This window comes from uncultured Eubacterium sp., assembly GCF_934295145.1.
In the GTDB taxonomy this organism is placed as follows: Bacteria; Bacillota; Clostridia; order Lachnospirales; family Lachnospiraceae; genus Eubacterium_I.
Genome location: NZ_CAKRAS010000082.1, coordinates 1 through 9,995, shown reverse-complemented (window position 1 = coordinate 9,995; position 9,995 = coordinate 1). Strand labels below are relative to the sequence as shown.

Below are 9,995 nucleotides of genomic sequence, written 5' to 3'. Positions count from 1 at the left end.
AAATGTTTCAGAAAGCAGATGTACTTGTACTGGCTACTCCGGTTTATTTTTATGGAATCAGTGCCCAGATGAAGACCTTTATCGACCGTACTTATCCAATCTGGCAGCATCTTGGAAAAAAAGAAGTTTACTATATTATATCAGCTGGTCTGGGTGAGGACATTATTGAAAGATCGCTTGGTGATCTGAATGGTTTTGTAGAGCATCTGGAAGAATACAAGATTGCGGGAAAGATATATGCAGCAAACGTGATGGATGCTGGATTGGTTAAGGATCAAAGTATTTTTCAAGAAGCCTACGATATGGGATATTCTATTTAAAGTATTATGGACTTTTACCCATTAGAAGCGTGCGCCACAAGGTGCACAAGAAACACCGGAAGGATATAATTATGTCAAAAGATGAATATTTAATCACAGACGCGCCTCTAAAAGCGCTGACTGTTTTTGCAATTCCAATAATTCTCGGAAGTTTTTTTCAGCAAATATATAATATGGCTGACTCCATTATCGTCGGACAATTTGTTGGTTCCTCCGCACTTGCAGCTGTCGGTGCCTGCGCAGCATTAACTAATGTTTTCATTTGTGTGGCTTTGGGAGCCGGTATCGGTGCCGGTGTGCTCGTGAGCCGTTATTTTGGTGCCAGGGAATATGGAAAAATGAAAACCATCGTGTCAACATCCTTGCTTAGCTTTTTAATTCTAAGCATAGTCCTTGGTATTTTTGGATTTTGCTGTTCTCATTTGATGATGAGTGCATTACAAACTCCTGGCGATATACTGGATAGTGCAGTATTATATCTGCGGGTCTACTTTGTAGGCTTTCCATTTTTGTTTATGTACAATATTCTTTCAACGATGTTCACTTCCATAGGCGAATCAAAAATTCCACTAGGACTCCTGATATTCTCGTCAATCTTAAATATTTTTATGGATCTTTGGATGGTAGCTGGCCTTGGTCTCGGTGTGTTTGGTGCCGCCCTTGCGACTCTTATAGCACAGGGAATTTCCGCTGTGTTTTCGCTTTTCATTTTCTTCCATCGGATGCGACAGTATAAGAGCTCCTTTCGCCGATTTGACTGTCGGGAGCTGCATTCCATGCTTCGGATTACTGTTCCTTCAGTTCTCCAACAGTCTACAGTATCTATCGGTATGATGATCGTGCAGGCAGTTGTAAATCCCTTCGGTACACAGGCGCTCGCAGGGTATGCTGCAACGATGAGGGTAGAAAATGTTTTTTCACTGATATTTGTATCTATCGGAAATGCAGTTTCACCGTATGTTTCCCAAAATCTTGGGGCAAAGAAAATCGAACGTATCAAAAAAGGGTATCATGCTGCATTAGTGTTAGATTTGTGTTTTGCAGTCATTGCTTTCATAGTCATTGAAACACTGCACACTCAAATTTCTACATTATTTCTTGGTAAAGATGGAACTGCTTTAGCATATCAGGTGTCTGGAGATTATATGAGATGGCTGGGCTATTTCTTCATCTTCATGGGGATTAAGATGGCAACAGACGGAGTTCTTCGTGGACTTGGAATCATGCGTCCATTCCTCATTGCAAACATGGTGAACCTCACGATTCGTCTGTCCGTTGCTTTGATTTTTGCACCGCGTTTTGGCATTTCATTTGTCTGGCTGGCAGTACCAGCTGGTTGGCTCGCAAACTTTTTAATATCTTATGTGGCTCTCAGAAGATCATCAAAATGTTTTTAATGTAATAATGGTTATTCGACATCAAAAGATGATAAAATGTATTTATATGATATAATGAGCGCAAGAGAGTCAACATGCTTGCATGATTGACGAACGGCGAATTTATTGAGTGATGAAATCACGATATAATGAGTGCAAGCGAGTCAGAGAGAGCTTGCTCACTCTTGACGAACGGCAAATTTATTGGATAGACGGAGAAGAATATATGGAGAAAAAAAGAGGAATTAATTCATTTACACTGCATATTTTAGCAATGTTATTTATGCTATGCGATCATTTATGGGCGACACTATTTCCGGCACAGGAATGGCTGACATGCATAGGAAGACTGGCATTTCCAATCTTTGCATTTATGATTGCAGAAGGATGCTATTATACTTCAAATATCAAAAAGTATATGCAGCGTCTTTTTCTATTTGCTTTAATTTCAGAAATACCATTTAACTTGATTATGGGAAGTTCTGTATTTTACCCGTTTCATCAAAACGTACTATGGACATTTCTATTAGGTCTGGTATCGATACAGATTATTGAAAAAGCAAAAAAGACACAAAAGAAATGGATACTGCTTCTTGTAGTTTGTCTTGTGCTTTTGACAGATTATCTGCTTGGAATCATAACCATGGTAGATTACAATGCAGCGGGAATACTGACAGTATTGCTTTTTTACTTTTTCCGAAAAAAAACATGGGTTTCTTTTGTGGCACAGTTTGCCGGAATGTACTATTTGAATGTAATTATGCTTGGGGATCTGTATTATCCGGTAACTATCCTGGGACATCATTTTGAGATTGCACAACAAAGCTTTGCACTGTTGGCGCTTATTCCAATCTGGTTATATAATGAAAAGCAGGGATACCATAGCAAATGGTTCAAATATTTCTGCTATGCTTTTTATCCGGCGCATCTTCTTATCTTGTTTATTATTTGGCAATGGAACATTCGATAATAATTCAAGAACGGAAAACGATAATATTTAAAATCCAGTGTAGCGAAAATTATAAGAAAATAATGGGGAAAAAATGAAGACTTATACATATGTTTCAAAAGGGAAATTTGAATTAATAGAAAAACCGAAACCGGTGCTGATGCATGAAAGGGATGCCATTGTAAAGGTGACACTTGCAAGCATTTGTTCCAGTGACCTTCACATTAAGCACGGAAGCGTTCCAAAAGCAGTTCCGGGCATTACAGTCGGCCATGAGATGGTTGGAATCGTGGAAGAAGTTGGACGTGCTGTAACGAAAGTGAAGCCTGGAGACCGTGTGACAGTAAATGTAGAAACTTTTTGCGGAGAATGTTTTTTCTGCAAGAAAGGGTATGTAAATAACTGCATCGATCAAAATGGCGGCTGGGCTCTTGGCTGCCGTATTGATGGCGGTCAGGCAGAATATGTCCGCGTACCATTTGCAGACCAGGGACTGAATAAGATTCCGGATAAAGTTACAGACAGACAGGCTTTATTTATAGGAGATGTTCTTGCTACCGGTTATTGGGCAGCACGTATTTCTGAGATTACAGAGGATGACACCGTACTGATCATTGGAGCCGGACCTACAGGTATCTGTACCTTACTGTCCGTTATGCTAAAGAATCCAAAACGGATCATCATGTGTGAAAAAGACGAAAATCGTATGCATTTCATTAGAAAACATTATCCGGAGGTTCTTACAGTTTCTCCGGAAGAATGTTTTGATTTTGTACAGACAAACAGCGATCATGGTGGCGCGGATGTTGTTCTTGAAGTTGCAGGAGCAGAATCTACTTTTCGACTGGCATGGGAATGCGCAAGACCAAATGCAATTGTGACGGTAGTGGCTCTTTATGATAGAGCCCAGACCTTACCACTGCCAGATATGTACGGCAAGAATCTTACATTTAAAACAGGAGGAGTGGATGGCTGCGATTGTGAAGAAACGCTGGAGCTAATAGCCGAAGGCAAGATCAATACAGAAGCGCTGATCACACACACCTATCCACTTGGCAGAATTGAAGAAGCCTATGAACTTTTTGAAAATAAAAGAGACGGCGTAATCAAAGTGGCAATAAAATGTTAAATATATAAATTTAAACTCTCACTGGATTTGCACTGCAGATTCCTGATTCCACTGCATAAGAAATAAACTTCTTCACTGCAGGAGAAGCCTGCGCAATAGATGGTAATGCAATTCCCATTTCAATGTAATGCTCAGGTACTGTCGGAAGTGTCACAATATCTCTGCTTGTTCTGGTCGGAATACTGATCTCATTCATAATGCTGATTCCAAGTCCCTTTTCAATCATGGCAATCGCGGTAAATGAATCAAATGTAGACAAATATACATCCGGTTTGACATTTACTTCGTCCAACATGTCAAATACATCTTGATCCTGTCCATGCTCCGGCATAATAAAACGTTCATAACGGCATGCCTCCACTGGAAATAATTCATTTTTTGCCATAGGATGATTCGTCGGAAGAACCGCCACCATACGGTCTTTCATCAGTGGCAGCCAGTCATAATTTTTCGTATCCGAACAGTTAAAAAATGCCAGGTTTACTGTTCGATCATCCAGATACTGTAAAATATCCTGCTGCGTGCCCTCAAAAAGCTGAATACGTATATTTGGGTATTTTTTCTGAAATCCACTGATCAGTGACGGCATCCACACTGCTGCCAGACACTGATATGCTGCAATGTTGATATTACCAATGGATAATCCCCGCATTTCAGAAGCTGTCTGAAATAATCGGCTTTCCGACTCCAGAATCTCACGAATCGTTGGTCGCAGCCTGCGCCCTTCCTGTGTCAGGCTTACCCCTTTTTTACTTCGATAAAGAAGTGTAAATCCAAGTTCCTCCTCCAACGCTTTGATCAGCTGACTGACACCAGATGGTGTATATCCCAGCTCCTCTGCTGCATTTTTGATGCTTCCGGTTTCTGCCGCCATCAGAAATGCCTGATATCTCGCTGTATCCATAAAAACCTCCTTCAACATGGTATCTGTACATAGTGCACAAATATTAAAACTCTATTTGTGTACTATGTATGCTTTCTAAACATTATCATTAAGTTTTACTTAATACATCCCTAAGATACAATAGCTTTACTTCTTTTATTATATATAATATAATAATCTCAACAGGAAAACAAGAACTAATTAACATTCACATATAAAGGAGGACACAATCATGACATTATTCAAAGGTTTATATACAAGAGCACAGGAAATGAGCGCAGAGCAGGTATTAAATACTAACAACCTGACAAGCAAATTATTAGAAAAAGAAGAAGCATTAAAAGAAGCATGGAGAAAAAATCCAAGAGCTCTTTTCACAGAAGCAATGCAGACAAACGACAGCTACGTAGAAGCTTACTTACGTCATAAATTCTGCTAATCGGTTGATCTGACAAGAAAGTGTGCTATTATACACTTACACAAATCAACAAATTATCTTAATCCGATAAAATACCTTCCTTTAAAATTTTAATAATCAGAAAGCTGAAAATTTGCTTTTGATTATTACCCCCAAAAAAGAGTTCCATTCATCAAGCCCCGCAAACACTGATGAATGGAGCTCTTTTTTGTATATAACAAACCGTATTGATGCCTCAAAATATTCATTTTACAACTTCCTTTATTTACGGTATAATATTAAATACAAATTTTGGTAACCGATAGGTAACATCAGGGGCGTAGTACGCCGAAACAGATTGGCGAACAAACAGGAGGAGGAATACAACATGTCAATTATTAATGATATTTCATCTGCATTACAGAGAGGAAAGAAAAAAGAGGTAACAAAGCTTGTTCAGCAGGCTCTCGACGAGGGAGTTGATGCAATAACCATCTTAAAGGAAGGTCTTCTTGACGGAATGAACATCATCGGTGAGAAATTCAAAAACGATGAAGTATTCGTACCTGAAGTATTAGTTGCAGCCCGTGCCATGAACGCCGGTACTACACTTTTAAAACCACACCTTACCGGAGAAGCAGCAGAACCTCTTGGAAAAGCATGTATCGGAACCGTAAAAGGTGACATGCATGATATCGGTAAAAACCTGGTCCGTATGATGATCGAAGGCAAAGGCATCGAAATCATTGACCTCGGTGTAGATGTTGATCCTCAGGATTTCGTTAAATGTGCTATCGAAAACGACTGCAGCATCATCTGCTGTTCCGCGCTTCTTACAACTACCATGCCAATGCTCGGCGAAGTTGTAAAAGCAACTGAAGAAGCAGGAATCCGTGACAAAGTAACTATTATGGTCGGTGGTGCTCCTGTAAATCAGGCATTTTCAGACAGCATTCACGCTGATATCTACACAGAAGATGCCGCTTCCGCAGCAGACGCAGCCGCAGCTGTATTTGAGGGATAAATCGTATTCTTATATGATTCACTATATTTTTAAAGAAAAAGCTTAATTTACAGCTTTTTCTTTTTTTTATATCATATTATAATAAAAAGAATAAAAATACGTAGAATTATTCGTTTATAGTTGAATTTTCAGAGCTAACATTATAAATACATACCAAAGAAAAGGAGCATGCACAGCACATGTGGACAGAACGTGATATCAAAGAACAGGCAGATAATGAAAAAACTTTTTACCGCGGAAAGCTTCTGGAGAGTACGAATGGTATTCTGGAATTTTCCACGTTTGAATCAGAAGGTATATATGGCGATTTGGAATTAAATTTACGTTCCCGCGTGCGCGGAAGCAACAAACAAAATTATGATGTAGAAATTACACTTTTTTTTGATGACAATGAAGAGTTGGAAGATGTAGAGTACTATTGTCCCTGCATTGCATTCTCCTCCTATGACGGTATCTGCAAACATTGTGTGGCAACGATGCTCTATTATATGCACAATCAGGAAAAATCTGTTTCCACACCATTTTCAGAACCTGTCTCGTTTGAAAGTGCAGCTGCCAAAAGCACGTCATCAGCAAAACAATCTACGTATTCCAGTACAGAAACCTCTTATGCAGAACCATTTTCAAAACATCGTACAGATAACAGCATGCAACAGATCCTCCAACGGTTTGGAAATCAGGAAAACTGGATGATCACCGATGGTTCCCTTATGGGAAAAATCCATCTGGAGCCAACACTGCATCTGGATTATAACAACACCTCGGTATCTCTGCGTATTGGAAAAGACAAAATGTACGTAGTGAAAAATATTCCGGAGCTGGTGCAGCATGTAATGCACACTGAAATGCACAGTTACGGAAAACAACTTGCCTTTGTCCATCAGCTCAATGCCTTTGATGAAAGCAGCCGCGGTCTGATGGAATTTTTTATCCGTCAGTTTCAGGATTATAACTACTGGTACAGCACGGATATCCGCAATTTTACCTTAAAAAATGAGCTTTTGGATGCCTTTCTCAATACCATTTCTGAAACCGGTACTTTGGTGGATTCCTCTGTAAAAAAGCAGGAACTCTGGTATCCTACCACTGAAATTTACCAGAAAAACCTGCAGATCACAGCAGTGGAAGACGGCATCCAGCTGTCCCTTGAACCGGTTCCATCCATTGCCAGCCGTGACTGGAATTACATTTTTAAAGACTATAAAATATATCGGACCAGCCGCCGTACCCACGAAGCCATCAACCTGTTTGAAGACCGTATGACGGGATGGTGCCGCGGAGAATCTTTTATCGCAGAATCGGATCTGCCTCTTTTTACCCGGGAAATGCTTCCGGAACTAAAAAAATCATATCATGTCACCATGAATCGTTTTTCACCGGAAACCTATCTGCCGGACGAGGTATCTTTCCGACTGTACCTGGATCTGCCGCAAAAAGATATTATCACCTGTGATCTGATGGCTGATTATGGTTCCGACCGGGAATATCATGTATTTCATTCCGAGAAAATACGGCAAAACCGCAATATTCGGGAAGAGGCCAAAGTAGCTTCTCTGATTTCCGGTTACTGCAATGCCATGGATGATCTGTCTGGTCTGCCAGCCATAGCGGAAGATGACAGCATGATCTATGAATTTCTGACCCGTGGATTGATGGAATGCGAAGCCGTTGCAGATGTATACATCTCGGACCGCCTGAAAAAAATTCAGGTGATACAACCGCCAAAAGTGTCTCTGGGCGTATCACTGAACGGTAATTTACTTGATTTTAATCTGGAATCCGAAGGTATGAACCTGGAACAGCTTGCTTTTCTACTGTCAAAATATGATCGCAAAAAAAATTTTTACCGACTGAAATCCGGACAATTTGTAACGATGGAAGAGGGTAGCCTCGACACGCTGGTCCAGCTTCAGCAGGGACTCATGCTGACAGAACAGCAGCTTGCCTCCGGCCATATATCCCTGCCAAAATTCCGCGCTCTTTATCTGGATGCACAGCTTCGGGATGACGAATCTGTACCGGTAAACAAAAGCCGTGGTTTCCGTGAACTGATTCGTAATATGCGCACCGTGGAAGACAGTGACTTCGAAGTACCGGAAAAATATGTTAAAATCCTGCGGGAATATCAGAAGAAGGGCTATTTGTGGCTGGAAACCCTGCATGCAAACGGTTTTGGCGGTATCCTTGCTGACGATATGGGACTAGGAAAAACACTGCAGGTCATCGTATTTTTGTATGCACATTATATAGAAATGGCACAGACTTCAGCAAACACGCTGATCGTCTGCCCGGCCTCCCTGGTCTATAACTGGTCGCAGGAATGCCAGCAGTTTGCACCGGAACTGCCCGTTTTTACGGTAGCAGGAACCGCCTCCGAACGAAAATCACTTCTGACATCCGCCTCCGATGGAAAAGGACACATTTTTATCACTTCCTATGATCTGCTGAGACGGGATATTGAACTTTATCAGACTATTTCCTTCGATTATCAGATTATTGATGAGGCACAGTTTATCAAAAATGCTACCACAAAGGCAGCTCAAGCAGTCAAACAGATCGACTCCCGTTTTCGTCTGGCCCTAACTGGTACTCCGGTGGAAAACAGACTTGGAGAATTGTGGAGCATTTTCGACTATCTGATGCCAGGATATCTGTTTTCCTACTCCAGATTCCGGGAAGAACTGGAACTTCCGATCATGCAGCAAAACGATGAAGATGCACTGCACCGGATTCAGAAAATGATTGCTCCCTTTATCTTGCGCCGTCTGAAAAAAGAGGTACTGAAGGATTTACCTGACAAACTGGAAAAAAATATGTATGCACCGATGGAAGGGGATCAAAAAGAACTATATCAGGCCCATGTACAGCGCCTTCAGATACTGCTTTCCAAACAGTCTCCGGAAGAATTTAATCATTCCAAACTGCAGATTCTCTCAGAACTGACCCGGCTGCGCCAGCTTTGCTGTGATCCGTCTCTATTATACGAGAATTATTCTGCAGGATCAGCAAAACTGGATCTTTGTATCGATTTGATCCAGAATGCTACGGAATCCGGACATAAGCTGCTTGTTTTTTCGCAGTTTACAACTATGCTGGATCTCATTGCTGACAGATTGAAAAAAGCAGATATTCCGTTCTTTTTGCTGACTGGTTCTACCTCCAAGCAGGAGCGCATTCGTCTGGTCACAGAATTTAATAAGGATGATATCCCGGTATTTCTCATTTCTTTGAAAGCCGGAGGTACTGGGTTAAATCTGACTGCAGCAGATATTGTGATTCATTATGATCCGTGGTGGAATACGGCCGTGCAAAATCAGGCAACTGACCGGGCACACCGCATAGGACAGAAGAACCGGGTGCTGGTTTATAAATTGATTGCCAAAAACAGTATTGAAGAAAATATCATTAAACTGCAGGAGCAGAAAGCCGAACTCGCGGAACAGATTTTGAGTGGCGATACACTTGGAAATGCATCATTTTCAAAAGAAGAATTGTTGGAATTATTGCAGTTATAAAATTTTTCAATTATTTATTTTTTAGAAACAGACATTTATAGACTAACTTACGGACATTTATAGGATGATTATTTAATCTGCATTTTTTTTATGCATATTTCAGATAAATAATATTTTTCATTTTAAAGAAACGGACATTTATGGGCTAATTTACAGACATATTTGGGATATTCGAATTAACGGACATTTATGGGCTAATTTGCAGACATATATTGGATTATCGAACTAACGGACATTTATGGGCTAATTTGCAGACATATTTAGGATTATCGAATTAACGGACATTTATGGGCTAATTTGCAGACATATTTAGGATTATCAAACTAACGGACATTTATGGGCTAATTTACAGACATATTTGGGATATTCGAATTAACGGACATTTATGGGCTAATTTGCAGA

General features: G+C 40.4%; 8 protein-coding genes. 7 read left to right on the top strand and 1 reads right to left on the bottom strand.

All coding sequences use genetic code 11. The annotated features are described in order from the left end of the window. The 4 genes from Q0I54_RS12440 to Q0I54_RS12425 all read left to right on the top strand — a co-directional run. Positions 1-320 (top strand): flavodoxin family protein (locus tag Q0I54_RS12440; protein WP_296119045.1); only part of this gene is annotated, 320 nt, incomplete at its 5' end. A 71-nt stretch (positions 321-391) separates the two neighbouring features. After that, positions 392-1,717: an MATE family efflux transporter gene (locus Q0I54_RS12435; protein ID WP_296119043.1), complete on the top strand. Its 1,326-nt coding sequence runs from the start codon at positions 392-394 to the stop codon at positions 1,715-1,717. 205 nt (positions 1,718-1,922) lie between these two features. Then, a complete protein-coding gene (locus Q0I54_RS12430; RefSeq protein ID WP_296119041.1) occupies positions 1,923-2,666 on the top strand; it encodes a TraX family protein in 744 nt (247 codons plus the stop codon). Between the two features lie 73 nt (positions 2,667-2,739). Beyond that, positions 2,740-3,774, top strand: coding sequence for an alcohol dehydrogenase (locus Q0I54_RS12425; RefSeq protein ID WP_296119040.1), 1,035 nt, complete (start codon positions 2,740-2,742; stop codon positions 3,772-3,774). Positions 3,775-3,784: 10 nt separating this feature from the next. On the opposite strand, the gene Q0I54_RS12420 is transcribed toward Q0I54_RS12425, so the two are convergent. Next, positions 3,785-4,678, bottom strand: a complete 894-nt coding sequence (locus Q0I54_RS12420) for a LysR family transcriptional regulator (protein WP_296119038.1) — start codon at positions 4,676-4,678, stop codon at positions 3,785-3,787. Positions 4,679-4,889: 211 nt separating this feature from the next. Between Q0I54_RS12420 and Q0I54_RS12415 the strand changes: the two genes are divergently transcribed. The 3 genes from Q0I54_RS12415 (at position 4,890) to Q0I54_RS12405 (ending at position 9,593) form a co-directional block, all read left to right on the top strand. Further along, positions 4,890-5,096 carry a hypothetical protein gene (locus tag Q0I54_RS12415; RefSeq protein WP_296119036.1) on the top strand — a complete coding sequence of 69 codons (207 nt, stop codon included), beginning with the start codon at positions 4,890-4,892 and terminating at the stop codon, positions 5,094-5,096. A 346-nt stretch (positions 5,097-5,442) separates the two neighbouring features. Then, the gene (locus tag Q0I54_RS12410; protein WP_296119034.1) at positions 5,443-6,078 is read left to right on the top strand and encodes a corrinoid protein; all 636 of its coding nucleotides are present in this window, start codon (positions 5,443-5,445) and stop codon (positions 6,076-6,078) included. A 179-nt stretch (positions 6,079-6,257) separates the two neighbouring features. Beyond that, positions 6,258-9,593 (top strand): DEAD/DEAH box helicase, encoded by a 3,336-nt coding sequence (locus Q0I54_RS12405; RefSeq protein WP_296119032.1) that lies wholly within the window; start codon positions 6,258-6,260, stop codon positions 9,591-9,593. Positions 9,594-9,995 lie beyond the last annotated feature (402 nt).